Here is a 24,973-nt window from a genome sequence, read left to right on the forward strand (position 1 = left end):
CTTAGTTACCTCCGATACGTAAAGCGTTGTTCATTGCGTTGACCGCCTTGTCAGCTTCCTTCTCTGCTGCTGCGCCCATGAAATAGGTGTTCGCTGCGTTAAGAGCTGGCGTTAGGATGTCGACGGATGTGTCATGTGCTTGCTGTTGGATTGCACTTTGAGTTGACCACTGAGCGCCGTCCTTCGAACTCTGAGTTTGAGCACGAGTCTTCGCTAGGTTGTCCTCTAGTGTGGCGAGCTGCTGTCCTAGAGCTGTCTCAAAGCTACCAACGATTGAGTTAAGAGAGTTACCACCACCGCCAGAGTCTGCACCTGCTGTCTTAGCGGCACTCTGTTGCTGAGCCATTTGAATCTTAGTGGTGGTCTTTTTGACTGCGTAGGAGTCTTCCATAGCGGCAAGCTGTTGGTTCATCCCACGGTTCTTGTACATAAGGTTCACGACGTTAGCGTCACGCATTGCCTCGTTGTACTCCTCAGCGTCCTTTGACGCCATGATGTTCGAGATAACGCCAGATGCGAACGTGAGACCTGCGGCGATTAATACTGCCATTCAGTTTCTCCGTTTATACATTAGGACGAACGGCACGCCATTGAACGAGCACTCATCGCCTCGCTTAAAGCCAAGGCGTTCAAGCCAACGCAGAGAGATAACGTTCGATAGCGCGACGTAGTTATAGAGTTGACCGTATTGGTCTAGGTATTGGTTAGAGAGCTGCTTTGCGTAGGCGGTAAGCTCACGACCGAACGACTTCACATTGTCCACAGTAAGCACCCACGCCAAGCCACCGTATTGAGTCTGAGTGACGCCACCGATAGCCACAGGCCGACCGTCAACCTCAAGGGTATGAGCCTCAGACGAACTAGCGATAGAACGCTCAAGCCCAACTAAAGGAGAGACGCCTAGAGCAGCTTTAAGCTCTAGGACGTCTTGAGGTTTCATGTGCTTGGAGAGATACGCCACGTCAGACTCAGTGATATGGCGTAGTCCCATTAGAACCTCCGCGCACGGTTGTGGTAGAAGCCTTCCCAGAATGCAGACTGGAAGCAAGCGTCATAGATACTGTCGTTAAAGATAGAGACAGCGATTGACTTTGACTCACCTAGCAGTGGGAAGCTACGTTCACCGGATGTGATAGGTACTTGACCGATGATGTTAGTTAAGTGACCTAGTACACGGCCTTGGAAGTGAACCACACGAAGCTCACGACCCTCAGTCTCAACCTCGACGTAGAACGATGTGGTCTCATGGAAGTTCAGATGCAGACGACGTAGTTGAAGACGTCCACCTGTATCACCTGCTGAGCGCTCATCACGACGTAGGAAGAACTGACTAAAGGTGTGGCGCATTACGTATGGATAACCACGATACCAAACGTGACCACCGGAGAACTTAACGCGCTTAGCGACTTCACCTTCACGTAGGTCTTGAGGTTCTTCCTCACACTCCTGCAAGCTGTCGAGGAACACAGGGTGTCCATGCTTCACTTTCACAGGGTCTTGCACTAAGTCGATACGCTCAACGGTCATGCGCTTATCTTTGTCACTGGTAGCACGTACCATTACAAGGTAAAGCTCACTCGAAGTAAGCACACCGTCCACCACGACTGCACCATTGAATGTCCATTGAGACCATGCAGATTGCACACGCTCATTGCCATTCATAAGGAAGTCATAGATGAACATACGGCCTGTTAATGTCTCACCTTGACCGCGCATGATAAGGAACTCAGTGTTCGACGTAGCGTTAGCCAGTAGACGATGCACAGAGCCTTCAATGTAGGTCGGACAGTGAGAAGTCACTTCGTTTGCTTTACGCACACCTGTTGTATCTGCCACGTACATCTCAGAGACAGACGTGTACTCAGACGTCTTGGTTGCGAAGGAGATACGGTCGCCAATCAACACAGGGTCGCAGCGATTGTCCGTCGCGTAGCTTGCGATGCGAGTGAACTCAAAGGTAGTCGGTGACATCATGCCTTGAGAGGAGATGAGGTACTGACCACGCTCAGTGAAGACCACAAGACCATCGCTTGAAGGAATCGCAGCGTGAATCGTCTCGGCTTGGCCTGTTAGGTCGGTATAACCATCAATCGGGTCATCATCCAAGACCGTGAGAGCGGTTGAGCGGAAGAAGTTGAACTTATCGCCCACCACAGAGCCACACGCATAGTCACCGCCTAAGAACCACAGGCGACCACGGAAGAAGGCCATAGCGGAGATATAGCGCTCCTGCGTCATTGCTCCATTTTCGTCCTGCGTTGAGACAAACGAAGGGATAGGCGCAGAGAGCTCATCACCTACAGTACGTTTAGACCACACGCCCTGCTCTAGCTTGAAGTAGATACCGTAAGGGTTCTCAGTGCTCACCTTGCTTGAGTCTTGGTAACGACGAAGCATGTGAGGCATAGACGCATGGTTAAACTCATTGGCTAGGCCATAGGCTGTGCTTTCAGTCCACATGGATGTCTCATCGACCCACTTAACGTAGTAACCATCGTTCTCAGAATCGGCCTTGCCTGCCACATGAATCACATGACCTTCTACGCCGTCAGGCGGTAAGTCGGTTTGGTCTTCTACTGTACCTTTCGCCATTTTAAGAGCCTCGCCGTAAAGGCCGTCAGAGACCTCTAAGTCAAACTCTTGGTTATCGGCAGCACGGATATGGATAGTGCTACCAATACGAGTAGCGACGCAGCCATGCGTACTGGTTGACTCGTTGATTTGCGCGATGAGGTCATCCGTCATCTTGCTTGAGTTAAGACCTGCACGAGCTTGGTCAGAGGTTGCTTCTGGCGTCGTAATGCTACACTTCGTGCCGTTCACTGTGATGTCGTAGTTGACCGAGTAGTCGGCTTGACGAATCCACACAAAGCCTTGCGGAGATGCAGGCGTTAACGGCGCTGTTTGAATGCTCGCCATCATTTGAGTAAGACCTGTTAGAGTCTCAATCTCTGTCCAAGTGTACTTATGCTGAACCCACTTGCGGTCGCCAGAATCCCAGTGACTGCGGTAGTACGTGTACTCAACGGTCGCTTGAGAGTTGTCAGTCAGACTTACGTCATCATGGACATCAACTTCAAAGTAGACGCTAGTCCCATTCAACCATGCGTTAATGCCGTTCTTTTTAAGCATCTCTAAGATGATGCGTGGAGAGTTGTCATTAACAGGCATGTTGTAAGGAAGCGTCTTAGCACCGATATAGATAACACCTGAGTACGTGGCGCTAAGCACCGTGAACGAGCTGTAGGTATTAGTCCCTTGGTTGTATGGGTTCTCAGCTACAGGCTTGTTCAAGTCGATGCCACTAAAGGCAATGCGCATATGCTTAGTTTGAGCCTCTGTCTCAGGTACACCTTCACGCTTGGTGTAATCCATGGTGACAGGCATGGTCGTATTGAGGATGAACGTGTCGTCTCCCAGCGTCATCGCCTTGTATGCTTGACGAGCTGGCACAGAGCCTGCGCGTAGGTAGTTGACGTTCTGACCACCCTCGACGTCATACTGAACGCCTGTCATTAAGTCCCATGCGCGAATCTCACCATCAAGGATGCCGATGAGATAACGCTCAGTTTCGTCACGGTCAATGATGTGAGTCTTCATTCGAGCGTAGTCTAGGAACGAGCCTACGATGTCAGCGACATGCTTGGTATTAGGACGCTTTGAGACGCCTGTGACAGGACTGTTCTTGCAGTTGATTTGCTCCTCAGCTTGGTTAGGGAAGCGCATCAGTGGAGCTTGCTGAGATACGCCGCCAATCATGTCAGGAATGGGCTGAGAGACTAGCATTTACTTTATTGCCTCCGGTATAGATACGCATCTTGCATTAGCTCAGCGTTCTCGAAATGGTTGTAGTTACCTGCTTCCATCTCCTCCTCGTTCAGCTCGATGTAAGCTTGATGTACTTCTTCACGTAACTCAGCGTTAGCTTGAGCACTACCTACCGTCTCTGTTTGGAAGCGTTGAGACGCCTTTAAGACGATGAAGTTACGAGCTGTCTCAGGGAGTGAGTCCCAGTCAAGCGCTAGGATGAGCGTGATGTAGATTGGAGTGTGGAAGTAGAACGTATTGTTTAACTTGTCGTAGAGCTTGTAGTTACGGTATGTGTAACGTCCAGATTGCGTCTGGATAGACAAGGTATTGCGCGGTAGGACAATCTCGCCTTGAGCGTTTGGGACGAACTGCATCGTCTCAGTGTTGAACCACCAACCACGCTTTTGAACACGACGGGACACACGGTCTAGCGTGAGCTGAGCCAAACGTGACTCAGAGAGACCCGTACCGATTGAGTTAACGGGAGCCTCACCGATAGCTGCAAGTAGCTCGTTGACGGCCTCTAAGTAACTCGTTGGGTAAAGAGCTGTAAGGTTATTTGCGCTCATTTTGAACAACTCCTGAAAAAAAAGGGAAAGCCCGAAGACCTTCCCTTGATGTTGATTACTTAGTTTTACGAGCCGATGCGGCTAGTGCTGCTGCACCTAGGTCGACTACTTCAACCTTGTTAGTACCTGCCGCTAGTTCAGCTTCTGAACCTTTCTTGAGGATAGCGATAGCGCAAGCAGGACGTAGGATGTTGTGACCCACGCATAGCTTAGACAGGATTGTTGTACCTAGACGTAGAGGTTCTGGTACGTCCTTAGTTTGAACGTCCATTAGCTTAACGGTCGCCACACAGTCAGGCGTGAAGATTAGACCCACAAGACCACGCGCTTCAACGTCGTACTTAGTCTCATGGCCTGAACCTACAGCCACATCAGCGATTGGTTTAGGGTCAGTTTGTTGGCCTTTCTCCTCTTGTGGTAGGTGGTTAGACTCAAGGATTGAGATACCAGCCACGCGAGCGATTGAGCCTTCTGCCATTGAGCCAGTGCCACCTACGTCTTTGTTCATCCATGTCACTTTGTTGGTGTCTTGGATGTTCACAAGTAGCTCGTACACTTCTGGCGGTAGGACACACACAGGCACTTGCTTGATGTTTGCTTTCTTCAAGATTGTGCGAGCTTTGAAGATTGCAGACACGATGTGCTCACCAGTGTAAGCAGACGGAACAACAACGTTAGCTGTGAAGTCTTCGTCGTCTAGCACTGAGCCTAGTAGAGAGCCGTCAGAGATAGCTGTCGTCGCTTCTGACTTGCTCGTGATGTAAGCCGCTTTAGTAACCATGCGGAAGATGTTGCGGTCTACCAGTTCAGCCAGCGCTGAGCCACCTTCTTGAGAGTATTGAGAGCGGAACTCGTAGTGAGTCATCGCTTCGTCAATGTCTGCGATAAACACAGGAGACACAGCAACGTCGTCGATTGTCACGATGCGAGCTGCATGTTTAATCTTGTTGCCGTTAATCAATTGACCAGGTGTGTGGTATTGCGCAGTGTTCTTACCAATCATCGGGAACTCTGCTGACTTACCGTTGCGGATTGTGCGAACGCGAGTTAGACCTAGAGCGATGTTGTCTGCTTTGAAAGTTGTTAGAACCTCGCCTGCGAATAGCTTTAGGAACAACTCACGAGAGTTACCTGCTGCGTTAACTTGACCAGTGCGAGATACAGTTGTTTGTAGTGGGAATGACATAAAGTATTAGTTCCTTATATAAGTGAGATTAATTCGTATGTGAGAGTATTTGGACGCACTACGGGCTATGTGTCTGTCGCAGTGCGTCGTTAAGTGGAGTTAGGGATTAGGCGTGAACCCAGCCATCAGAAGTGCTTTGCGTTGTCATGCGAGTCATCTTTAACATGACCTTTTGACGGAACGCCTCGCCTGCCGGAGAGTCCTCTTTGTACAATGGGTTTTGGAGATCTGCGTAGAAGTCTTCGTCTGACTCATAGCTGTACGCTTCGCTGTCGGAAGCTTTGCCACCAAGACGAACGCCTTCATGACCTACCTGTGACTTATAGATAGCTTCAAGCGCACGCACAGCGAACTGCATTTGTGCGACATTGCCTGAGTCCATCACAGCGTTGAACATGTCGACCTCAGCTTGAGGAAGACCTGTCTCAGCCCATTTAGTCATCGCCATGTACTGCTCTTTGCCACCGACCATGCCGAAGATAGTCGCCTCAGTCTGCGCATACTCAAGCTCAGCAATACGAGCTTTAAGCGCTGCTTTCTCATCGTCTTCATCTTCGTTGTCTGTAGCTTCTGGCTGCTCAGCTTCTGGCTGTTCTGGTTGCTGTTCTTCTTGCTCAGCTTCTGCTTCGACCTGTTTGTCATGCTCAGCGTCTAGCGCTTGACCGTCTAGCTCAGCTTCTTGCTCAGCACCAGTGTCTAGCTTTGTGCCGTCTGCCAGTTCGATGTCTGCACCTTTCGCAGCTTCTAGTGCGGCTAGTTCAGACTCGTTTAGTTGAGGTTGTTCTGGTTGGTTTACGTTCATGGTTTACCTTATTGTTGTTGCTGCATCGCGCCCTGCACTACTTGAGGCGTAGCGGTCTGCATAAGTTGGTTCATTTGTTCTGCTTGAAGCTCCTGTTGCTTCTCCTCTGCCGTCTTCATGAGACCCTTAGTCTCGATTTGAAGGTTCGCTGCGTAGCGCTTGAATAGCTCGCCTAGGTGCATCTCCTTAGCTGCTTGCTCTGCGCCGACTTGTTGCACTAGGTTGACGAAGGTATTGAGACGGGATAGTTCTGCTTCACGTCCTAAGCCCTCAACGCCAGTAATGACGATTGGCTCAAACGTGCCTTCTGGGAAGTGCGGTAGGATGCCGTCGCGTTCCATGTGCCCTAGTAGGACGTTAACCAATGGAAGCTGTAGGCTTTGTGCAAGTTGGCTGTATAGACCACCTAGAGACTCCTCAAGCATTTGAGTCATCATGCGAATCTCCTCTGCTGTCACACGCTCAGCGTCACGACGCACAGCGCTAGACATAAGGAAAGCCTCAGATAAGCCAGCTTGAATCTCAGCCTTTAGGTTCTGCGCAATCGCTAGGTCATGCGCTTTGTCGAGCTGTAAGCAACTCACGTCCTCTTTGTCACCTTGGACATAGTCACCGTTCTTGGCCTTGCTCAACGTCGACGCACGGGTCGAAGCGTTAGGCTTAACCATGAAGATAACCTTTGAGGCTGCGATGGATGCTTGAGTGATTGCCTTCACGAGAGCTTCGTGTGTGTTCAAGTCGCCGATGTGTTCTTCGGCAAACGAACGTCCATAGTCTTCACCGTCTAAACGGTTCATGGTGCAGACAATCCATGGAGAGCGGTCTTTGCGGTAGCTGCTTTCAGAGCCAGATACGCGCATACCTTCGACCTCTTGATAGCTGTGCCAATGTTCGCCTTTAAGCTCAATCATTGTGTACAGGTTCAGGTCTTTACGAGGGTCGCCTTTCAAACGACGCTGCTCACGAATGGCGTTTTGCATACCCGATGGAAGCTTGCGGAAGCTAATCTTCTCGCAGACCACAATGCGGGTCACAGTGCCTTGGTCATCGCGCTCAACGACGTACTTATCCAGACGGTAGAATCGTGACTCTTTTGAGCCGATGTATAGCAGCCCATTACCAGTCACGAGGAGGTGCTTGATGTCTTCGTAGAGAAGCGAACGCAGAGCGCGTCGTTCAAGCTCGGTCACAATCAGTTGCTCAGTCTGACTTAGCGCTGTCTCAAGGTCGCCCTTCTTGGCATCCGTTAGGTCGAGCCGTGTGATTAGCTCAGTTGAGACCCCTAGACGGACAAAGGGATGAGACGGAGGGAATAACGCCATGACAATCTTTGAGGCGAGCTGCTTGATGCCACGCGCACCGAATCCACTGTAAGGGACACGGTATTGGGTGTGTTCATCGTCGCCTTCTTCTGGGAGGATGGAGGGGATTGTCAGACTAGAGCACAAGCGACCACGGTAGAGGTATGGGTCTCGCTCAGCCTTCAATGAGTTGTAGACTTGAGCTGCCGTGTGCTTTTGTTCCAATACTAACCTCCTGCGTTAAGACCACTGCCAGACGCCGAAGTGTTAATCTTGAGGTCGCGTCGAGAAGACGTTGAGCCACGACGCTGAGCTTGCTTTTGCTGCGCCTTGTTCTTCTTCTGGATGCCTTGAGTGTCGATGTCTTGAGTTGGTACTGGAGGTGGAGCTGGAGGTGGTGGGGCTTGGACTTCGGGTGTACTACCGCCGCACATAGTTAGTCTCCTTCTTCGATTTGTTTGATGATGTTTTGAATCTGGATGAGAATGTTCTTTTGACCAAGCTTAAAGCCCACCATGCGTTCACTATCATGTAGCTCAATGTCTAACTTGTTGTTTGACTCTAAGTTCTCTATAAGTTGACTTAATGTATTAATGTTCATAAATAGTTATCCCTTTAAGTAGGCTTTAAGTAGTCTTAAAGTATTGACCTTTGTCTTATAGGCAGTCGTAATTACAGACTTTTAACATGGTCTTTAAGCGTTTGATTTAAGTGCTTGTTCTTTATCGTATTTGTTACCAAGAACTCGTTTCATTTCGAGATACATTTTGATAACAGTTGCGAGGTCTTGAATGGACATTTCGTCGTAGTCCACGGTCAAGACTTTGTGCAGATCTTCGCCAACTTTCGCCCAGTCGTTATGTACGTCTTCAAGCTTGCGTAGGAACTTCTTGTCGTAGAACTCAAGTTCAGACGGACGGCCACGCTTGCGCATACGTTTTAAGCAGACGTTAAGAGGTGTGCGAATGTAGACGTGAAGGTCTGGTTCTGGCGTATGAACGACGTCTCGGAAGATAGTGTTCAGAGCTTCGTCTGAGTTACCTGCCGCCATGCCGAACAATAGAGATGACGATGGACAACGCTCGACTAACCAGTCGCCACCTTTGCGTACACACTCAAGGTTGCGCTCAGCTAACTTGCGAGACATGTACATATTGATTTGCTCGGAAGTACCTGCTGCCATGATTGACGCAAACATAGAGTCGTTATCGACGTTCTCATCTGCGTACTGGAAGTCAAGCTCCTGAGCCAGTTCTGGAAGCAGGGTCGATTTGCCTGCCCCGATGTTACCTTCAAGGGTGATTAGCATTCTTTGATTACCTTACAGTCGATTAGATGTAATAGACGTTGATTGTCAGAGCCACGCCACGGCTTAACTGTGCGTTGTGACTTCTCGTACTTACCGTCAATCAAGACGTCTACGTACTTGAGAGCCGGATGCTCCATCTCTAGGAGCTGTTCATGGGTGTACCCTGTCCAGACCCATACGTTCTTGCCAAGGTGCGTCTTAATGAAGCGCAGAATGAACGTAATGACGTCTTGGTGACGAGGGTGCATTGGCTCACCGCCTAATAGCGAGAAGCCGTCTGCGTCGTGTAGAGCTTCTACAATCTCGCTCATAGTCCCCATAGTGAATGGATGACCTGCGTCGAAGCTCATGGCTTTCTGGTTAAAACAGCCCTCGCAGGCGTGCTCACAGCCAGATACAAAAAGAGAGACGCGACGTCCCTCACCATTGGCATAGTCTTCTTTGCGTAACGCTGAGTAGTTCATTGCGTATCTCCATAAAAGAAAGGACGGGCAGTTGTGCATCGTTGAGAGGCTGTCCCGTCGTTAGATGAATGGTTAAATCTTGCAGCCTTCGCAATCGTCGTTAGATTGGTCGACTTTGTATTCGTATGACTTGGCGATGAACTCGCGCTCAGCCACACTGCGGCCTGCAAGTTTGAGCTTCCATATCTTGAACAACTTCATGTAGGTGTCGAAGTCGTCCCCAATGATGGCGCGACGTAGTGCGTAGATATGAGGCTCTAAGTTAGTCAGTGTGTTTGACACGGTTGATAACCTCAGTTTGCTTGCCAGCGATATAAGGTCGTGAGTTTGGAGAGCCTAGATAGCCACAAACGCGACGAGTCACGCTTAGTGTCTTCTGGTTGTGGTTGCCGCATGATGGACACTCAAAGCCTTTAGAGGTTGCTTTGGCCTCACCTGCGTAGTCACATTCACCGCAGTAGTCCACTGGCGTGTTCACACCGAAGTAGCCTAGCGATGAGAGCGCATAGTCAACCACACGCTCTAAGCCTTTAAGGTTGTGCTTCATGTTCGGGAACTCGACGTAGCTGATATGACCGCCAGAAGCAATCCAGTGGTATTCCTTCTCGAAGTCAATCTTCTGAGTCGGAGTAACCTTCTCACGAACGTCTAGGTGGAATGAATTGGTGTAGTAGCCGTGGTCTGTCACGCCTTTAATCTCACCAAACGCTTCCTTGTCGAGACGCGCAAAGCGGTCACATAAAGACTCAGAAGGAGTTGAGTAAAGACCAAAGCCCCACCCTGTAAGCTGCTTCTCCTCGTCTGTACGTTTACGTAGGTAACGCACGACAGACTTGGCGAACTCTTGCTTAGACACATCGCTCTTGATGTCAGACTCAGGGAACATCGCCTTGACCATCTCCTCGATACCGATGTAACCAAGAGAGATAGTTGCACGACCATTCTCCATGACTTTCAATACGCTATCTTCTGGGTCGATGCACATACCGCAAGCGCCCTCTACGTATAGAATTGGAGCAACCTTAGCTTTGACATGACGTAAGCGCTCAATGCGTGTATGAAGCGCCTCAATGGCTAGGTCTGCGCGTTGCTCTAGGATAGCCCAGAAGCGTTCCATATCGCCCTTCGCTTCGATAGCGATGCGTGGAAGGTTCAGAGACACAACGCCCATATTGTTACGACCGTCCGTCTCACCTGTAGAACATTTGCTTAGGAACGAGCGACAGCCCATTGGAGCTTTAAAGTCACCTGTGATGTCGACGTTGTTCTCGTAGGACAAGAAGTCTGGATACATGCGCTTGGAGCTACACTCAAGAGCCAGTTGCTTAATGTCGTAGTTAGGGTCTGTGCTAACTGCATTAACTCCATGCTTGACAGTGAAGACGAGCTTAGGGAACACCGCAGTTCGTTTCGATTTGCCAAGACCTGCAAGTCGTACTTGAAGGATTGACTTCTGAATGAGACGAGCTTCCCACGATGTACCCAAGCCAAAGCCCAAAGTACAGAATGGCGTCTGACCATTCGCTGTGTGAAGGGTATTGATTTCATATTCAAGAGCTTGGAATGCGTCATAAGTCTCTTTCTCTGTGCGTTCTTGAGCGAATGACTGAGCGGTGAACTTGTCGCCCTTAAACCAACGAAGACCTAGAGCCAGCCATTTGTCATAAGACGCACGGACGTAAGGTGCTAGATGTTCGTCGATACGGTTCACTGTGTTACCGCCGTAGATATGCGATGCGACCTGCGCAATGATTTGAGCTACCAAGGCAGTCGCTGTGCTGATTGACTTAGGTGTCTCAATCTCAGCGTTACCCATGTTGAAGCCGTTCTCTAACATGCCCTTGATGTCGATTAACATACAGTTGAACATGCCGAACATTGGCGCATAGTCTAGGTCATGGTAATGAATCTCACCTTTGGTGTGAGCCTCAGCGATGTGCTTAGGTAGGATGCGGTTCAAAGCGACAAACTTAGCCACCTCGCCTGCCACCATGTCACGCTGAGTTGGGATACGTTCAGACGCTTTGTTAGCGTTGTTGTGCATCAGTTCGGCAGACGCTGTGCCACCCACAATGCCTGCCATAGTTTCAAAGAGTCCTTCGTAATCGTAAGTCTCCTTTTGTAGTTCTAGTTGTTGCATTTCGTTCCTTTTGAGTTGTTGGTTAGTTGTCTTTAAGAGCCTTCCAGCTATGCGGGAAGATTGGCTCAATGACATCACTCACAAGGTTGGCGAAGTGCTGAGCTTCAAGCTGTGCATGACCATCAGCGCGAAGACGGTACAGATGGAAGAAGGCTGTTAGAGAGCCTGTCCAAATCCATGTAGTCATCATGTTTTGCGGAAGGATGCCACGAGCTTGCTCAGGCGCTACGCCTATCTCAATCATGCGCTCATAGGCTTCAAGCATTGCGTCTTGAATGTCCTTAGTGAGAGCGACAAGTTCTTGAGATTCTGGGTGAATGCCTGCTGAGCCTTGCTTGATGCCGCCTTGTGGGCGAGCGCGGTAGTTGTTCGGTACGTACAGTTCGACGCCAGTGTCCACGTAACGACGAGACACTTCGTTCCACGACATACCGACTTGATGCTTACCTAGTTGACGAGCCAACCAGATAGGCGCTGAGCAGCGTAAAGTCACGGCTGTGTGACGGAACGGAGAGGTGTGCTCATGGCGAGCTAGGAAGTCGATTAGACGGACGTCCTGTGCGTCCATCTCATCCTTCCACTTAGCGAAAGAAACACGAGCCACGTTAGCGATGCGTAGGTCGTCCCCCATGTAGTCGATTAGTTCTACTTTGATTTGGTTCATTTGGTTATCCTTTTAGTTGTTCTAGGTTTTCGATTTGAGCTTCAAGGGCGTCGATTTGGCCGATGATGATGCCGTGCATAACTGCGATGTAGCCGTGGTCTAAGTCAGCCTCGTAGACTTCACCGTCTGAGCCGTAAGCGCGGATATGGAAGTCCTCACCGTCTGATAGCATCAGCTCAAGTGCTGCTTTACGTTTCTCTAGGGCTGCAATGCGGTGTTTGATGCTCATGTTTCTTTCCTCGTTGTATTGAATGTTTATTGAGCTACACGAGTAGCCATCTCTTTGTATTTGCGAGCTTTATTGATGTCCTGCTGTAGGTCGTCTTTGTCACCTGCACGAAGGCGGTACTTGAGGACGTTGCCTAGGCAGTAGGCTTGCCATGGAGTTAACTTGCCTGCTAATGAGTCGAGCGCAGGCTGAATGATGTCTTTCGCTTCCACGCCTTGAATCACTTGGTAGTGCGAGGGTGAATGCACTGGGTCGGATTCAGTTGGAGCTGAGCCGTCAGACGCAGGAGCATGTGAGATGCTGAACTTAGTCGCACCTGCGAAATGAGAGCCTTTGGAAGACAAGATGATTAGGCCATGAGGCTTAACCTCTAAGACCACCACTTCCTCGTTAGGAGCGGCAATCAAGGCGTCCTCAGAGCGGCACACTAGGACAGTGCCAACACGTACAAGCTTTTGATGTGCGAGTTCTTTTGCTGTGTAAATCATTAGCGGTGGTCTCCTTCGCCCACGATAGTTCCGCGCTCTAAGCGCCCTTCAAGTTTGTTAAGGTTGTATTCCGCAATCTCGACAAGCGTGAGGTTGTTGTCTGCGGCGATGTTTGCGATGTTCCATAGGACGTCACCAAGCTCTGCCTTGATGTCTTCAAGGTTTGGCTCAACGCCCTTACGAATAGCCTTTGCGAACTTGCCTTGAAGCTCGCCAGCCTCCTCCCCTAGAGCCAACACTGCGTAGCTAGGGTGTGGGTAAACAGCAAAGCGGCGAGCCTTCTCTTGGTAGTCATTGAGGCTTAGCGGTAATGGGTAGTGGTAACACACAAGCTATCCTCACATATGACTACATGATGGCAAACAAATCAGCGATGTTCTTTAGGTCACGTTTAATCTTGTCTTTGCGTGTCTCGCTGTACTCTGCCTGCTTGTCTACAAGACTTAGGATGTCGTTAAGGAACGTGCGAGAGATGGATAGACGAGCGATGTCCATGCCACGCTTATGAGTTAAACGAAGCTCGATTTGGTCGATGTCTTTCACCATCTCTTTGATGTGCATAGCGTCTTCGATGCGACGTTCATGTTGACGTAGTGTGTTCTCGCAAGCTTCGATGCGCTTACTTAGTAGAGATGCCATAGTGGTTTCCTTATGTTTGAGTTGTGTATGGATAAAGTCAGTACAATAGGCCGCTCATACGAACGACCTACAGAAATGACTCCAAGTCACTTGTGACTACTTAGTCGCCAAGTTGATTGAGTTTGGTTAAAATGACAGACGCAGCGACTGACTTGTTCGTGCGCTCGGCAATCGCCTTGTCTAACTTGTCTATCACCTTGTCACGCTTCTTCTCAGTCGCTTGCGCTTTCTTCAACTGCGTAGCAGCTTCACGAGCGGCTAAGAAGCCTGCGATGTTTAGTAGTTTGGTAATGAACTTAATCATTGGTTTCTCCTTAGTGAGGTGTGAATAGGACTGTGTTGGTCTTGAAGCAGAACTCGCCGTGACGCAGGATGCGAGCCACCATGCCATTCTGATAGCACTCCTCTGAGGTATGCCCTGCTTTCGCATAGTGAGACGCAACGCAAGCGCCACGGTCGCCTGTAGGTGTCTTCTTCCAACGGACTTCAACCTGCCCTTTGCGAGCGCCTGATTTGAACTCATGGTTAGTCGGAACGAGCAGCACTGGGCTAACTGCGAGATCTAGTGCGGTCTTTTCGCCAATGCCTTGACAGCCTTCATAACCGTCTGTGCGGTCGCCCATGAGCCATTGCTTGTAGTAAAGGACGTCAGCCTCTGCCTCGCTTTGAAGCCAAGGAGCAAAGTCTTTGTCAGGCGTGTAGTGCCACGCAGGGATAGACTTCATGTCCTTGTCGATAGCGACGATGACCTTCTTGTCGTCTCCATGCCACTCAGGGTTGGTCGCATAGATACCCATCAGGTCATCAGCCTCAAGCATGTCGTGTTGAAAGAACTGATAGTTGTCACGGATGTACTGCAAGGCGTAATCGAGAATCATCGGACGACTAATCCAGTTGTTGATTGAGTCACGGTTGGACTTGTAGCTAGGCATGATGTGTTTGCGCCAGTTGTCTGTCCCAGAGAGGAACATGTAGACGTTCTCTTTACGGCAACTAATCTCTTTGCGTAGATACTCAATGCGGTCATCAATCGCCTTAGCGACTTCGTTCTCGTCTACTTCAAGAGTCCAGATACCGTCAGGCCAGCGATGGCGCTTTTGACACGCCGCCGCCATTTGGAATGCAATCCAATCAGCGTCGAATAGTCCGATAGTTTTCATTTGGTTTCCTTGTATTGTTGTCTTATAGGCAGTCGTAAATAGCGCCCACGACGAGATAGCCCAGAGCTACTAGCGCTAGGTAATGGATTGGTTTCATTGGTTTATTCAGGTTTGCGTGGTGGTGTTTCTTCGAGCTTGTCCACACGAGGACGGACAAAGCGAGGGTGACGGAACTTGCCGTCCTTAGTGACTTCCATGCACTCGACTTCGATAAGCATTCCTATCGCTAGTCCTTGGTCGTGCAGATCTTGCCACTCTTGGCGTTGAGCATCGGTAAACCCAGTGCCTACCTTGCCGTAAGCCGTGATGAGAGCGCCCATGCGTCCCTCGTGTTTACCAGTGCCAGCTTGGAAGCCAGTCACTAGGACGTCGTAGGTCTCTTTGTTCTTGACCTTAATCCAGCGACCATCTTTCAAGCGCTCCAAGACCAAGCCCTCATAGCCACAACCTAGTGATGCCTCAAGCTGCTCTTGGATGTACGCAGCGCTAGGGTCTGAGACAATGCCTAGGTCAAGACGAGGGTCTAGGTTTGGGCGAAGCTCATAGATAGCGCTATAAGGTACTGTGTCGCCTTCGTGTGTACGCACAGCGCTAATCGTTGAGTCCCAGTCACCTAGGAAGACCTCAGCGTCTTGGATGTGCTCAGGGATTGGCGGTAGGTTGTACAAAGGCTTGTTAGAGCGAGACACAATCTCGCCCTGTTCGTTGCGCGTTAGACGTACACCGTCAATCTTCACGGTCACACGGTAGTCCCCTTTCAGAGACTTACCGTTCCAGTTGTGAGCCTTCTTAGGTTTAAAACTCATCGTCGCCACCCTCCACTGCCACAATGTCAATGTCTAGGTAGCGCATCTTGCGAACATCCAGAGGCTTACGACGAAGCGGTACTGCTACGAAGTGACCAGGTGTTAGCTCGTTGACTAAGTCGTCAAACTCGTCATGAGTTAACTCAATGCGGTCAATCACACGGTTAAGGGACTTAGCCTTGTAAGCTTCTTCACGAATAAGTTCAGAGATAAGTTTCTTGTAGATAACTTTCATGTTTACCTCATAGCTTTGGACGTGGTTGATTCCACGAGGCGCAGAGATGCCAGAGGACAAGCCCCACGCCGAACGTTAGAAAAGTTGGTAAGAGAGACATAGAGCCTCGTTTGGTCTGTCTTATAGGCAGTCGTAAATACCGCCAGAGAGGATTAGTGTGTTTCGAACCAAGATGAGCCGATGTCGAACTCAGCGTCGAGAGGACAGTCAACTGAGTAGTAGTTCTCAACGAAGTGCATTGCGTCTTTGCAGATTTGGCCTAGCTCTTTCGCAATGTCTTCTGAGCGACAAGCTACTTGCACCTCATCGTGTACCCATGCGCAGAACGCATAGTCACCATCGAAGCCATGCTTGTAGCCACGTTCTTGCATCATTTGGTCGACTACGACGCACCACATTTTGCAGATGAGAGCGCCGTCTGATTGGAGTTGAGTGTTTAGAGCTGAGTGTTGAGAGCGGCAGAAGACTTTGCGTCCATCTAAGCCAACGACATAACCGTCGTCCTTAGCTGCCTTCTTGCACTTCTTGATTAGCTTATCGAGAGCAGGAAGCCCCTCTAGGAACTTCTTCTTAACCTCTTTGCCTTTCAAGATGTAGCAGACACGTTCACGAGTCCAACGCTCACCACGACGCTCAAGCTGCTTGATGATTGGGATATGTGCGCCAGCTTCCTTCCACGCTAGGTATTCCTCGTGGGTATAGCCGACTTGCATACCGATAAGCTCATCACCGCCGCCGTAAAGGAAGGCATAGATAAATGTCTTCGCCTTACCACGACGCAGCTCATGGTCTGGATTGTGTTTGTCACGTAGGACGCCACGCTCCACAAAGCCTGCTGATTGAGCATTCTCCCAGTGGATGTCGCCCTCAAGGATGACTTTGTTGTAAGCGCCCTTGTCCCATGGGAACATGCGGTTGCCTAAGCAGCGCAGCTCCAAACCAGAAGCGTCACTACCAAGCAGTACCCAACCGTCCGGTACAGTAAAGCACTCACGACACTCTTGTCCGTATGGTGCTCGTCCTGCTGGGACTTGAGCGATGTTAGGAAAAGAATGGGTTGCGCGACCAGTAACAGCGCCATTAGGGTTAATAGAACCATGGATAAAACCTTCCGGTGTAACTAGGCGTAACCACGCTTGCTTACCTTCTGCAATCTGACCGATGCGCTTATTGAGCATGAAGAACTCGTTAAGCATCTGTGCTTCTGGTAAGTCGATGTGCTTCAATACGTCTTCGTCAATCTTCGGCTTAGTACCGCCGTCGGTGAACTCAGTGAAGATAACTCCGGCCTCAGCCAGAACCTTCGCACAGTGGTCACGCGATGCAGGGTTAAAGGTCACTTCCTTCAACTTGGTGTAAGGCGCACCTGCCGTGTAAGACATACCCATGCGGTTCATAGAACGCTTAGGAGTCGTAACGCCATTCGATGCGTACCAAGTGCCAAACTTGTCGACTAGCTTCTGGCGAATCGTCTCGCGGTCGCCTAGTAGCTTGAAGTAAAGCTGCTCAGCCTTCGCAACGTTGAACTTGAAGCCATTACGTTCTTGCTGAGACATCAGCCACTGAATCTCATGTTCCAGTTGCATTGCCTTAAAGCTTGCTTCTGGGAACTCTTGCATCAGACGACGGATAAGCTTGATGGTGACGGTAACGTCTTGGCGGCAGTAGATAAGCATGTCTTCTGAGAACTCAGCCCATGCGTCTTCCTGCTCACCGTAGTCGCCTTTGTACTCTTGCAAGCGATAACCCCAAGCCTTCAAGCTATGAGAGCCAAGTAGCTTAGGAGGTAGAACCCAACCAGTGACTTCATGCCCTTGCTCGCGTAGACGCCAGCGACGGATACCTGCCATATCGCGGTCTTTGATGTCTGCGAATAGGAGGCGAGATAGAACCAACGTGTCGATGACTTTGGTTGGTGGAATGTCCCAGAACGGAAACAGTTTCTTCAATGCAGGGACGTCGTAGTTGATGCCGTTATGTGCGACTAGGACGTCTGCCTCTACGAGGTCTTTCAGAAGCTCATGGTATTGATGAGGACGGTACTCACGGACTTCACCAGTGACTAGGTCTTCGCAGACCGCAGTATGAAAACGGCTCACTGTTGAAAGCAAGCCGTTGGTCTCGATGTCGAACGCTAAGATACGCGCTTTGGTTTTACCGTACTTAACGTAGTCCCATAGTATCTTTAGAGCTTGATACTCGCGTAGTTTGAATGCCATTAGAATTGTTCCTTCTCGTGGTCTTTGAAGCTCGGCTCGTCGCCGTGCATTTCGTAGGACTTGTCTTGTTCAGCCACGTAACGAAGGCGTGTGACGCCACCGACGCCAGAGCCGAAGCCGCGCCGTTTGAGTTGTCGTACAGTGGTGATGAGACGTTCTTCTAAGGACTCCGCTTGTTGGTTACGCTCAAGGCCGTACATTGCGTGTGACCAGAAGCCGATAGAACGAGAGCCTTTGAAGTGCTTGATTGCTACTCGTGCGCCCTCCTCATGACTGCCTTTCTCAGGAGTCGATAGGTGCGACACAAGGTGGATGAGGATTTGATGACGTTGAGCTAGAGACGCGATGTCAGCCATGATGCGCTCAATCTCAGCCTTCTCGTCCTTCTCTGCGCCAGTTGCCAATGCGGTCAAGTGGTCGACGTAGAAGACACGGAAGCCAAGCGAGACTAGGTAGACTATCTTCGCCTTGATTGCGTCCCACTCACACAAGCCCCAGTTGTCGTAGATATAAAGGTCTCCACGGTAGAGCTGCGCGGTTTGACGAATAGCCTCGTGCATCGTGTAGTCTTCGGTATTGCGAACGTGGTAGAGCCTGCCGTCATGCTTGCCACAGATAGAACGAAGAACCTCTTTAGGGTCGTTCTCAACCATGAACAAGCCGACCTTCTGCTTGAGCACAGTGACGTCGTAGTCAGCCTGCTCTAAGAGAAGCGTGGTCTTACCTAGACCTGTACCTGCACCTAGTGTGTGAACCTCGCCATAGAAGCGACCGTTCGACGTGCGGTTCATGCCTTTGTGTTTCCACGGTAAGCCTTGCTCGTTGTCATCCTCAAAGAGGGTTTCAAGGATGTCGTCAACGTCCAGTAGGCCGTCCGGTGTGTAGACCTCTGCGTTCCACAGTGCCTGCACCATCTCAGACGTCTTGCCTGCTAGAAGCATCTCGTTAGCGTCTTTAAGCTCGTACTTGGCTATCTTGATGTTGACAACGCCAGCCAATGCCTCAGCCGCCTTTTGAGCGGAGTCTTGGCCTACGTCGTCCATGTCAAACGCAAGGACTACCTCCTCGAACTTCTTCAAGTAGTCGATGCAAGCAAGGAGATGTGTCTTAGCTGACTGAACGCCATTAGGTAGAGAGACGACGGGATACTTATTGCCCTGCATTTGAGAGATGGACATCATGTCAATCTCACCTTCGGAGATGACTAGACGACGCCCACCGCTAAACAGGTGCATACCGATGAGTGTGCCCTTGGAGATCTTGCCGTTGACACTGAACGCCTTGTCTGCGAAGCGGCACTTCTGAGCGATGTACTTGCCGTCCTCAGTCTTAACGTCACAGATATGCGCAATCTCCACGCGCTTGTGTTCGGGATGCCACGCCTCGCCTACCCGATAGCCGAAACGCTTAGCTGTCTCCTCAGAGATGGCTCGTTTAGGTAAGGCGCGGTATTCACCGTGTAGTGGTTTAAAGTCACTTGTGACTACATTGGATGCACTAGAAGACATAGGTTTACCATTACCTCGTTTGTAGGCTGTCTCAGGTGGACATGCGTAGCAGTAGGAATGACCGTCTGAATACTCGGCTCGTGCGTCCGAAGACCCACAGTCATCGCAAGGCAAACCTCGCGCTAGTAATACGCTTTCTTCGTCGTGCATACCTGCCGACCTCCTACTTCATTTGTTGATGGACTTTCATGAATAGCGCCGTGTAATGCGCTGAGATACGTGCTGCGTCTGCGCCAGTCTTGGCATCGCGTAGTTCCACTTCTTGAGCGGCTTTAAGCGCACCTAGACGGGCGTCGAAGTCAGGCACATAGACGGTAAACTTGCCGTCGCGTGTACCCTCTTTAAGGGCGTGTTGAGTGTTCTTGAGGCTGTACACCACGGCACTCAAACGTGTAATGCCGTAGTGACGAATCGCCTCGATGGAGTTGATAGAGCCGTACTTTGCTACATGCTCGATAACTTGTTTCGCTTGTGTAACTTTACTCACTTGTGACTCCTTCGAGTGTTATTACTAATAGGCAGTTTTAATTCAGGTACACCACTTCTGCGTCTGGGTACTTCTCTTGAAGCTCAGTAATGACTTCCTCCAACGCATCACACTGTGCGGTCGTCATGTTGTTCTCATCGCCTACAATGCGAATGAACACTGAGTCGTCGTTGTAACCATCGTGCTCAAGCTCCACGTTGCCGTAGACCTCATAGTCACGAGTTGGGTAGTTGTCCCCATCGCGTAGGATTAAGTGGTGAGCGCCGTGTCCTAGAACGCCGCGCTTGCGGTCAGCTAAGACCACATCCCAGTCGCTTAGAACTTGACTGCCAGTTTTGGTAAAAACGACTGCAATATGGGCAGTAGTTTCTCGTTTACGAACTTTTGCCATTTGGTTTCCTCTAATTCAGTTATCTTGAGCGTCAGTCCTTCCTGTCCTTTCGGAACGATGACCTTGTATAGCTTCAAGACGTAGACGTTTTTATCGTCGAACTTGTAGCGCTTCTGGAGCACGTCAAGCATGGACTTGCAGCAATTGTCTAGGTCTGAGGCTTTGTTGCTGTAACGGACGATTGCATGCACCGCTAAGCGCTTATCTTTAGGCAGTTCTAAATCAGGAAGGCCACGAGCGACCTGCATTTCCCAACGACGATAGGCCGCAGATTTGACCTTTACGCCTTGGTACATGTCGTTCGTGGACATAGGTTTGACGTCAATGTTGATGTCGTGCTGGACTATTAGAAGTTACCTGCGTCGTCGTCAGATGCGCCGTGCTGCTCGTCTGCATCGTCAGGTTCTTCAAAGTGACGAACGTCGTCTTCGTCGTACTCATAGCCTCCTTCATGCGACGCAAAGCCGAAGTGGTCAGCCGATGGTGCGCCTGCTTCACCTTTAGCCGCTAAGCTAATCACTTGGACAGCTTTAGGTTTAAGGGTCAGGCCATGAGTCTCGATGGTGACGCGCTTGCCATTCTCACGGACAGTCTCTGTGCGGCTGTAAGGCCACACTTCGACGCTTAGGGCAATCTCTGAGCCACCATAGATTTGAGGCTCTTTCACCATGCGACGACCACGAGCATCGTAGAAGATAGGCTTAGGTAGGATTGTTTCGCCTTGGTACTCGAACGACGATTGCTTAACGCGGAAGAAGAACTTACCGTCCTTCTCAAGTAGGATGTCGACCATCTCACCTTTACCGCCCTTCTCGTTTTGCCAGTAGTCACGAAGGATGTCTTCAAGTTGAGCGACAACCTCTTTCACATCGCTGTCGTCTGGGTTAACTACTAGGTCTGTCTTGTAAGCGCCGTTCTTGTCGTATAGGGTGTCTGGTTTGTTTAGCCATGGGAACTGTGCAATACCCACAGGCAGAGTTACTAGGGGACGTTTGTTAGCTTGTTTTGCCATAGATTTGGTTTCCTCTTTAAGTTGGTATTAAGTTGACTTAGAGAGGTCTTTAAGTTTGTCTTAGAGTTATCTTAAAGCTTCCTCTCTTATAGGCAGTCGTAATTAATAGAATTGAGCTGAGAGCAGGCTTAAAGCCGGACTTAAAGTAGTCTTTGTCTCTTATAGGCAGTCGTAATTAACAGGCACGACAAAAAGCCCTAGCACCATAAAGGCACTAGAGCATTCAAGTCACATGTGAGTATATCGGTTACGCAAACGCAAAGTCGGACTCAATGATACCGTGTAGATCTAGGTTGCCGTACTCAGGCAGAGTCAAGAACTTGTCGTGCTTCTCAGGGTTGCACTGTAGTTTGAACTCTTGCTCAAGCTCAGCGAAGACGTCTGTGTTCTCAAACATCTCTACCATCGCTTCACGAATCACTTTAAAGAAGACCTCTGTGTTACCTGCATGAGTACCAAATGAGTCATGGATGAGAGCGAAGTGTTTAATACCATGCTTCTCATAAGCCATATTCACAAGTGACTGCAAGTGGCAAGAGTCGAGGCTATGTACGACGTTAGGAGCGATTGAGTTCTTCGCTTTGTTCTTGTCGTAGTCCAGTGTGTCGATGCGAACATGCAATTGACGACGCTGACCTAGAGTGATGCAGTTCACCACTTGCTCTTTAGTCACACGGTACTCTTGAAGTACAGGGAAGCCTAGAGGCGTAGTCCAACGGACAGGCGCATTGTCTTGAGCGATTAGATACGCTGCCTTTTGCATCCAGTCCATTGCTTGAGCTGCACGTAGCACAGTACGTTTAACGGCTGCATAAGCATGTTTAGCCATGAGAGCGGCTGCTGCTGAGCCATTGCCATGGAAGTGCCACACAGCGTCCTCGCCACGGTTCTTCTTCTGTTTGTACTCCATGTAAGCAGGATGAATGATGTCTTCCATGCACTGCTCTTTGAAGCCAAACTGCGCAGAGCCATAGCAGTAAGTCATTACGTTACGTTTCACTGTGCCACGGTCGATACCGAATTGAAGCCATGCGTAAGCCTCAGTGTAAGAACGGTAAACCTTGCGCATCTCAGTGATGTAACCTGCCTCCTTCTCAATGCCCTTCTCTTTGTCTTCACGGATAGCGTGAGCCTTAGCCAGCTCTAGGGCTTTCTCGAAGTTAGACGCATCGCCGTCGTGTGCTTCAAGGTAGACTTCAAGCGCCTTCTCAGTCGCTAGAGCCTCTGCGTCTTCCTTGGATTCACACCCTTCCACCATTGACTTAAACTCACTTGTGACTATATCGGATACAACACGATAGATGTCAGCAACCCTCCCCGCAGGGATTAAGTTCACATGTTCGCCAGTCTTCTCGCAACGTAGTGCAGCTCCTAGTATCTGTAGACCAGAACAAGAGCCGTCTAGGGCAATTGGAATGTAGGATACAAACTCCTCTGGGTTCTTCATGCTCCACGCCTCAGCTAACTCCGTCGCACACGCGATAGCTTGCATTGGCTTATCCGCAGACATAAGGAAGTCACGGCAGTCACGAGGGTCTTTAGCAAGCGCAATGATTTGCTCTTTGTGAGCCTCAACCCACTTAACGCGCTCCTCAAAGGTTACTTTGTCGACGCCCATTAGGTTTGCCATGTGAATCATTAGCCACTTCATGCCGTGCTTACCTAGAGCTACGCCGTCAGCGAACTGACACAGTGCTTTCACATAGTCTGCACCTTGGAAGTTAAGCTTAGACACAGGGTAAACACGCATACGAGTATCACCTTGCCATGGCACAAAGAAGCGGTCTTTATGTGCAACGCCACGAGCCATCTCTAGGACGCTGAGCATAGCGCTGAACTTAGCGCGCTCAGTCGCTTCCATTACATAGAACTCACGACAAGCTGCTTGGTACTCTTTCACGCGGTAGTCATCATCAGCCAAACCTTCTGGCTTAACAGGTGTGTAGTCCTTGATGTCTAGCTTGTGCATTGCAGGTAGGTCGATGTCCATCGCCCATGGTAGTTGTTGCTCAATGAAGGTCTCTAGCCAGTTAAGGATAGTCTTGTTGATGCGTACAGGTGTCTCTTGGATACGGTTTAGTGCGTCATATACCTTCTCCATGCCTGCTGTTTGTAGCTCACGTAGGTAAGCTTTGTTTTGGGTCTTAATCATGGATAGAGGCTTAGACGCAGGCGTGATATATGCACCACGACGCACAGTCTCAGGCGACCACTTACGAGGTGGTACTACCATAGGTGCATATGATGGACGAGCTAGACGAGCAAGCTCTTGCTGTGCTTCCTCAAGTAGCCACATAAAGTTGTCTTGAGCGATAAGGTAATCACGGTTATGGCCTGTTGATTGGTCACGACGACGAGCGGCCTTAAACCAGCCTAGCTCAGTCGTAGCAAGCACGATGAGAGCGTGACCATAGTGGACACGTTCCTCAACGCTTAGACGTACCCAGTCCATCTCTGCTTGGTATTTCACCGCCCACTTTAGGGATTCACGGCGATGCTTGATGTCTCGCTTAGTAGACATGCGAGCTTGAGTTGCTTTGGCAATACCTCCGTGTAGACGCTCTAGGATTGCGAAGTTCATTTCGTCTTCAATACCGATGATGATGTCAATCGCTACGTCTGTTAGAGGACGCACGTCAGTCATGCCTTTAACGCAGCCCTCAAGCGTGTGTACGGCGATTTGCTCGTAGTTGCCATATACCTCTGTCAAGAATCGTTTCAACGCTGTAGGACGCCCACGGCTCGATTCTGAGGCAATCTTGCGCATAGCTTCGGCTAGTGTGTTGATGTTCTTACCGATTAAGCCTTTACCTAGAGTCGTCTCGTGCTCTGTCCCCTCGTTCATCGCTTTGTGGAACTTAGCCATCTCACGAGCGTAAGCCTTTTCACGAGCCTCATATTCACGCTCGATTTGCTCTACGTAGTCTTCACGAGTAAAGCCTTCGGCAAACTCAATGCCTAGGACTTCTGGTTCAGGACGCTCATAACGAATTTCGTGTGCAGTTGCTTGGAAGGTGTCTTTGTAGTAGGTCATCAGAATTTCCTCTCATTGGTCTCTTGCGGCTGCCGCCTTATAGGCAGTCGTAATTCACGCTGCTTATAGGCAGTCGTAATTCAAAAAAGAGACCTGTGACTAAAATCCGAAAACCACAAGCAAATTGTTATCACATGTGGTTTTGTAGGGACGAAAAAAAGGCCGACCTAGAGTTTTCTAAGTCAGCCTTTACAAAGTCACATGTGAGAGTAAATCCCTTATGGGTATACTCGAAGGGCTTTTAAATCCCTTGTGTCTACCAATTCCACCACCAGGGCAACGCAATCATGCGATGGGTTAGACACCATCTGTCTCAGCGACCTTTGCCGTGAGAACGAGGCGTACTTTAACGGATTAATTTATCTGGTCAACAATAAATTTTATCTTTTTGATTTAAGTGCTTAAAAAGCGATCCAGACGGTACAATTGGCATTCAATTAGGCCAAGAAATACTCGTTAGCTTTCATCAACTCTAAGTCACACACATGTTGATGCCCGTAACGGCTTAGCTTGTAAACGC

29 protein-coding genes are annotated in these 24,973 nt (G+C 49.8%); all 29 read right to left on the minus strand.

Annotation, left to right across the window (positions count from 1 at the left end; all coding sequences use genetic code 11):
* Nucleotide 1: 1 nt before the first annotated feature.
* The 29 genes from NDJ01_RS23495 to NDJ01_RS23635 all read right to left on the minus strand — a co-directional run bounded on the left by NDJ01_RS23495 (nucleotide 2) and on the right by NDJ01_RS23635 (nucleotide 24,453).
* Nucleotides 2-550, minus strand: a complete 549-nt coding sequence (locus NDJ01_RS23495; RefSeq protein WP_015727774.1) for a hypothetical protein — start codon at nucleotides 548-550, stop codon at nucleotides 2-4.
* Nucleotides 551-991 (minus strand): phage protein Gp13 family protein, encoded by a 441-nt coding sequence (locus NDJ01_RS23500; RefSeq protein ID WP_238790812.1) that lies wholly within the window; start codon nucleotides 989-991, stop codon nucleotides 551-553.
* Nucleotides 991-3,786 carry a hypothetical protein gene (locus tag NDJ01_RS23505; protein WP_258587461.1) on the minus strand — a complete coding sequence of 932 codons (2,796 nt, stop codon included), beginning with the start codon at nucleotides 3,784-3,786 and terminating at the stop codon, nucleotides 991-993. Before NDJ01_RS23505 ends, NDJ01_RS23500 begins: the two co-directional genes overlap by 1 nt.
* 5 nt (nucleotides 3,787-3,791) lie before the next feature.
* On the minus strand, nucleotides 3,792-4,379 hold the full coding sequence (locus NDJ01_RS23510; RefSeq protein WP_015727771.1) for a tail tubular protein A: 588 nt from the start codon (nucleotides 4,377-4,379) through the stop codon (nucleotides 3,792-3,794).
* 55 nt (nucleotides 4,380-4,434) lie between these two features.
* On the minus strand, nucleotides 4,435-5,565 hold the full coding sequence (locus NDJ01_RS23515; protein WP_258587462.1) for a phage capsid protein: 1,131 nt from the start codon (nucleotides 5,563-5,565) through the stop codon (nucleotides 4,435-4,437).
* Nucleotides 5,566-5,671: 106 nt separating this feature from the next.
* Complete coding sequence (locus NDJ01_RS23520; protein WP_054394800.1) at nucleotides 5,672-6,367, minus strand: hypothetical protein; 696 nt, start codon at nucleotides 6,365-6,367, stop codon at nucleotides 5,672-5,674.
* An 8-nt stretch (nucleotides 6,368-6,375) separates the two neighbouring features.
* Entirely contained in the window at nucleotides 6,376-7,893 is a 1,518-nt protein-coding gene (locus NDJ01_RS23525; RefSeq protein ID WP_172563833.1) for a portal protein, read from the minus strand.
* Nucleotides 7,894-7,895: 2 nt separating this feature from the next.
* Nucleotides 7,896-8,102, minus strand: coding sequence for a hypothetical protein (locus NDJ01_RS23530; protein WP_029854333.1), 207 nt, complete (start codon nucleotides 8,100-8,102; stop codon nucleotides 7,896-7,898).
* Nucleotides 8,103-8,104: 2 nt separating this feature from the next.
* Complete coding sequence (locus NDJ01_RS23535; RefSeq protein ID WP_154215838.1) at nucleotides 8,105-8,269, minus strand: hypothetical protein; 165 nt, start codon at nucleotides 8,267-8,269, stop codon at nucleotides 8,105-8,107.
* Between the two features lie 93 nt (nucleotides 8,270-8,362).
* A complete protein-coding gene (locus NDJ01_RS23540) occupies nucleotides 8,363-8,977 on the minus strand; it encodes a deoxynucleoside kinase (protein WP_258587463.1) in 615 nt (204 codons plus the stop codon).
* Nucleotides 8,971-9,441 carry an anaerobic ribonucleoside-triphosphate reductase activating protein gene (gene nrdG, locus NDJ01_RS23545; protein WP_029854329.1) on the minus strand — a complete coding sequence of 157 codons (471 nt, stop codon included), beginning with the start codon at nucleotides 9,439-9,441 and terminating at the stop codon, nucleotides 8,971-8,973. Before nrdG ends, NDJ01_RS23540 begins: the two co-directional genes overlap by 7 nt.
* A 72-nt stretch (nucleotides 9,442-9,513) precedes the next feature.
* Entirely contained in the window at nucleotides 9,514-9,723 is a 210-nt protein-coding gene (locus tag NDJ01_RS23550; RefSeq protein WP_029854327.1) for a hypothetical protein, read from the minus strand.
* Nucleotides 9,704-11,524, minus strand: coding sequence for an anaerobic ribonucleoside-triphosphate reductase (gene nrdD, locus NDJ01_RS23555; RefSeq protein ID WP_258587574.1), 1,821 nt, complete (start codon nucleotides 11,522-11,524; stop codon nucleotides 9,704-9,706). Before nrdD ends, NDJ01_RS23550 begins: the two co-directional genes overlap by 20 nt.
* A gap of 79 nt (nucleotides 11,525-11,603) precedes the next feature.
* Nucleotides 11,604-12,245, minus strand: a complete 642-nt coding sequence (thyX, locus tag NDJ01_RS23560; protein ID WP_258587464.1) for an FAD-dependent thymidylate synthase — start codon at nucleotides 12,243-12,245, stop codon at nucleotides 11,604-11,606.
* Nucleotides 12,246-12,249: 4 nt separating this feature from the next.
* Nucleotides 12,250-12,474 carry a hypothetical protein gene (locus tag NDJ01_RS23565; RefSeq protein WP_054394797.1) on the minus strand — a complete coding sequence of 75 codons (225 nt, stop codon included), beginning with the start codon at nucleotides 12,472-12,474 and terminating at the stop codon, nucleotides 12,250-12,252.
* Nucleotides 12,475-12,500: 26 nt separating this feature from the next.
* Nucleotides 12,501-12,962, minus strand: a complete 462-nt coding sequence (locus NDJ01_RS23570) for a DUF3310 domain-containing protein (protein WP_054394795.1) — start codon at nucleotides 12,960-12,962, stop codon at nucleotides 12,501-12,503.
* Entirely contained in the window at nucleotides 12,962-13,291 is a 330-nt protein-coding gene (locus tag NDJ01_RS23575) for a nucleoside triphosphate pyrophosphohydrolase family protein (RefSeq protein ID WP_029854317.1), read from the minus strand. The genes NDJ01_RS23570 and NDJ01_RS23575 overlap by 1 nt, the downstream gene beginning before the upstream one ends.
* 19 nt (nucleotides 13,292-13,310) lie before the next feature.
* Nucleotides 13,311-13,601, minus strand: coding sequence for a hypothetical protein (locus tag NDJ01_RS23580; RefSeq protein ID WP_029854316.1), 291 nt, complete (start codon nucleotides 13,599-13,601; stop codon nucleotides 13,311-13,313).
* Nucleotides 13,602-13,701: 100 nt separating this feature from the next.
* The gene (locus NDJ01_RS23585) at nucleotides 13,702-13,905 is read right to left on the minus strand and encodes a hypothetical protein (protein ID WP_031427781.1); all 204 of its coding nucleotides are present in this window, start codon (nucleotides 13,903-13,905) and stop codon (nucleotides 13,702-13,704) included.
* Nucleotides 13,906-13,915: 10 nt separating this feature from the next.
* Complete coding sequence (locus NDJ01_RS23590; protein WP_062866724.1) at nucleotides 13,916-14,761, minus strand: hypothetical protein; 846 nt, start codon at nucleotides 14,759-14,761, stop codon at nucleotides 13,916-13,918.
* A gap of 101 nt (nucleotides 14,762-14,862) precedes the next feature.
* Entirely contained in the window at nucleotides 14,863-15,567 is a 705-nt protein-coding gene (locus tag NDJ01_RS23595) for a hypothetical protein (RefSeq protein WP_031427785.1), read from the minus strand.
* Entirely contained in the window at nucleotides 15,557-15,802 is a 246-nt protein-coding gene (locus tag NDJ01_RS23600; protein ID WP_031427788.1) for a hypothetical protein, read from the minus strand. The genes NDJ01_RS23595 and NDJ01_RS23600 overlap by 11 nt, the downstream gene beginning before the upstream one ends.
* Nucleotides 15,803-15,954: 152 nt before the next feature.
* Complete coding sequence (locus tag NDJ01_RS23605) at nucleotides 15,955-18,021, minus strand: DNA polymerase (protein WP_054394789.1); 2,067 nt, start codon at nucleotides 18,019-18,021, stop codon at nucleotides 15,955-15,957.
* Complete coding sequence (locus NDJ01_RS23610; protein WP_029854552.1) at nucleotides 18,021-19,679, minus strand: toprim domain-containing protein; 1,659 nt, start codon at nucleotides 19,677-19,679, stop codon at nucleotides 18,021-18,023. Before NDJ01_RS23610 ends, NDJ01_RS23605 begins: the two co-directional genes overlap by 1 nt.
* Nucleotides 19,680-19,692: 13 nt before the next feature.
* On the minus strand, nucleotides 19,693-20,016 hold the full coding sequence (locus NDJ01_RS23615) for a helix-turn-helix domain-containing protein (RefSeq protein WP_042782765.1): 324 nt from the start codon (nucleotides 20,014-20,016) through the stop codon (nucleotides 19,693-19,695).
* Between the two features lie 37 nt (nucleotides 20,017-20,053).
* Complete coding sequence (locus NDJ01_RS23620; protein ID WP_089194109.1) at nucleotides 20,054-20,407, minus strand: N-acetylmuramoyl-L-alanine amidase; 354 nt, start codon at nucleotides 20,405-20,407, stop codon at nucleotides 20,054-20,056.
* Nucleotides 20,332-20,718, minus strand: a complete 387-nt coding sequence (locus tag NDJ01_RS23625) for a RusA family crossover junction endodeoxyribonuclease (RefSeq protein WP_258587465.1) — start codon at nucleotides 20,716-20,718, stop codon at nucleotides 20,332-20,334. The genes NDJ01_RS23620 and NDJ01_RS23625 overlap by 76 nt, the downstream gene beginning before the upstream one ends.
* 35 nt (nucleotides 20,719-20,753) lie before the next feature.
* Entirely contained in the window at nucleotides 20,754-21,419 is a 666-nt protein-coding gene (locus tag NDJ01_RS23630; protein ID WP_258587466.1) for a hypothetical protein, read from the minus strand.
* 247 nt (nucleotides 21,420-21,666) lie between these two features.
* Entirely contained in the window at nucleotides 21,667-24,453 is a 2,787-nt protein-coding gene (locus NDJ01_RS23635) for a DNA-directed RNA polymerase (RefSeq protein WP_258587467.1), read from the minus strand.
* Between the last annotated feature and the right edge of the window lie 520 nt (nucleotides 24,454-24,973).

The organism is Vibrio sp. HS-50-1 (assembly GCF_024747315.1).
GTDB lineage: Bacteria > Pseudomonadota > Gammaproteobacteria > Enterobacterales > Vibrionaceae > Vibrio > Vibrio diabolicus.

What these genes read in the sequence shown, in the direction of transcription:
- NDJ01_RS23495 (WP_015727774.1), bottom strand. Translation starts at nt 550, where the DNA reads ATGGCAGTATTAATCGCCGCAGGTCTCACGTTCGCATCTGGCGTTATC.
- NDJ01_RS23500 (WP_238790812.1), bottom strand. Translation starts at nt 991, where the DNA reads ATGGGACTACGCCATATCACTGAGTCTGACGTGGCGTATCTCTCCAAG.
- NDJ01_RS23505 (WP_258587461.1), bottom strand. Translation starts at nt 3,786, where the DNA reads ATGCTAGTCTCTCAGCCCATTCCTGACATGATTGGCGGCGTATCTCAG.
- NDJ01_RS23510 (WP_015727771.1), bottom strand. Translation starts at nt 4,379, where the DNA reads ATGAGCGCAAATAACCTTACAGCTCTTTACCCAACGAGTTACTTAGAG.
- NDJ01_RS23515 (WP_258587462.1), bottom strand. Translation starts at nt 5,565, where the DNA reads ATGTCATTCCCACTACAAACAACTGTATCTCGCACTGGTCAAGTTAAC.
- NDJ01_RS23520 (WP_054394800.1), bottom strand. Translation starts at nt 6,367, where the DNA reads ATGAACGTAAACCAACCAGAACAACCTCAACTAAACGAGTCTGAACTA.
- NDJ01_RS23530 (WP_029854333.1), bottom strand. Translation starts at nt 8,102, where the DNA reads ATGTGCGGCGGTAGTACACCCGAAGTCCAAGCCCCACCACCTCCAGCT.
- NDJ01_RS23535 (WP_154215838.1), bottom strand. Translation starts at nt 8,269, where the DNA reads ATGAACATTAATACATTAAGTCAACTTATAGAGAACTTAGAGTCAAAC.
- NDJ01_RS23540 (WP_258587463.1), bottom strand. Translation starts at nt 8,977, where the DNA reads ATGCTAATCACCCTTGAAGGTAACATCGGGGCAGGCAAATCGACCCTG.
- nrdG (WP_029854329.1), bottom strand. Translation starts at nt 9,441, where the DNA reads ATGAACTACTCAGCGTTACGCAAAGAAGACTATGCCAATGGTGAGGGA.
- nrdD (WP_258587574.1), bottom strand. Translation starts at nt 11,524, where the DNA reads ATGGCAGGCATTGTGGGTGGCACAGCGTCTGCCGAACTGATGCACAAC.
- thyX (WP_258587464.1), bottom strand. Translation starts at nt 12,245, where the DNA reads ATGAACCAAATCAAAGTAGAACTAATCGACTACATGGGGGACGACCTA.
- NDJ01_RS23565 (WP_054394797.1), bottom strand. Translation starts at nt 12,474, where the DNA reads ATGAGCATCAAACACCGCATTGCAGCCCTAGAGAAACGTAAAGCAGCA.
- NDJ01_RS23570 (WP_054394795.1), bottom strand. Translation starts at nt 12,962, where the DNA reads ATGATTTACACAGCAAAAGAACTCGCACATCAAAAGCTTGTACGTGTT.
- NDJ01_RS23580 (WP_029854316.1), bottom strand. Translation starts at nt 13,601, where the DNA reads ATGGCATCTCTACTAAGTAAGCGCATCGAAGCTTGCGAGAACACACTA.
- NDJ01_RS23585 (WP_031427781.1), bottom strand. Translation starts at nt 13,905, where the DNA reads ATGATTAAGTTCATTACCAAACTACTAAACATCGCAGGCTTCTTAGCC.
- NDJ01_RS23590 (WP_062866724.1), bottom strand. Translation starts at nt 14,761, where the DNA reads ATGAAAACTATCGGACTATTCGACGCTGATTGGATTGCATTCCAAATG.
- NDJ01_RS23595 (WP_031427785.1), bottom strand. Translation starts at nt 15,567, where the DNA reads ATGAGTTTTAAACCTAAGAAGGCTCACAACTGGAACGGTAAGTCTCTG.
- NDJ01_RS23600 (WP_031427788.1), bottom strand. Translation starts at nt 15,802, where the DNA reads ATGAAAGTTATCTACAAGAAACTTATCTCTGAACTTATTCGTGAAGAA.
- NDJ01_RS23605 (WP_054394789.1), bottom strand. Translation starts at nt 18,021, where the DNA reads ATGGCATTCAAACTACGCGAGTATCAAGCTCTAAAGATACTATGGGAC.
- NDJ01_RS23610 (WP_029854552.1), bottom strand. Translation starts at nt 19,679, where the DNA reads ATGCACGACGAAGAAAGCGTATTACTAGCGCGAGGTTTGCCTTGCGAT.
- NDJ01_RS23620 (WP_089194109.1), bottom strand. Translation starts at nt 20,407, where the DNA reads ATGGCAAAAGTTCGTAAACGAGAAACTACTGCCCATATTGCAGTCGTT.
- NDJ01_RS23625 (WP_258587465.1), bottom strand. Translation starts at nt 20,718, where the DNA reads ATGTCCACGAACGACATGTACCAAGGCGTAAAGGTCAAATCTGCGGCC.
- NDJ01_RS23630 (WP_258587466.1), bottom strand. Translation starts at nt 21,419, where the DNA reads ATGGCAAAACAAGCTAACAAACGTCCCCTAGTAACTCTGCCTGTGGGT.
- NDJ01_RS23635 (WP_258587467.1), bottom strand. Translation starts at nt 24,453, where the DNA reads ATGACCTACTACAAAGACACCTTCCAAGCAACTGCACACGAAATTCGT.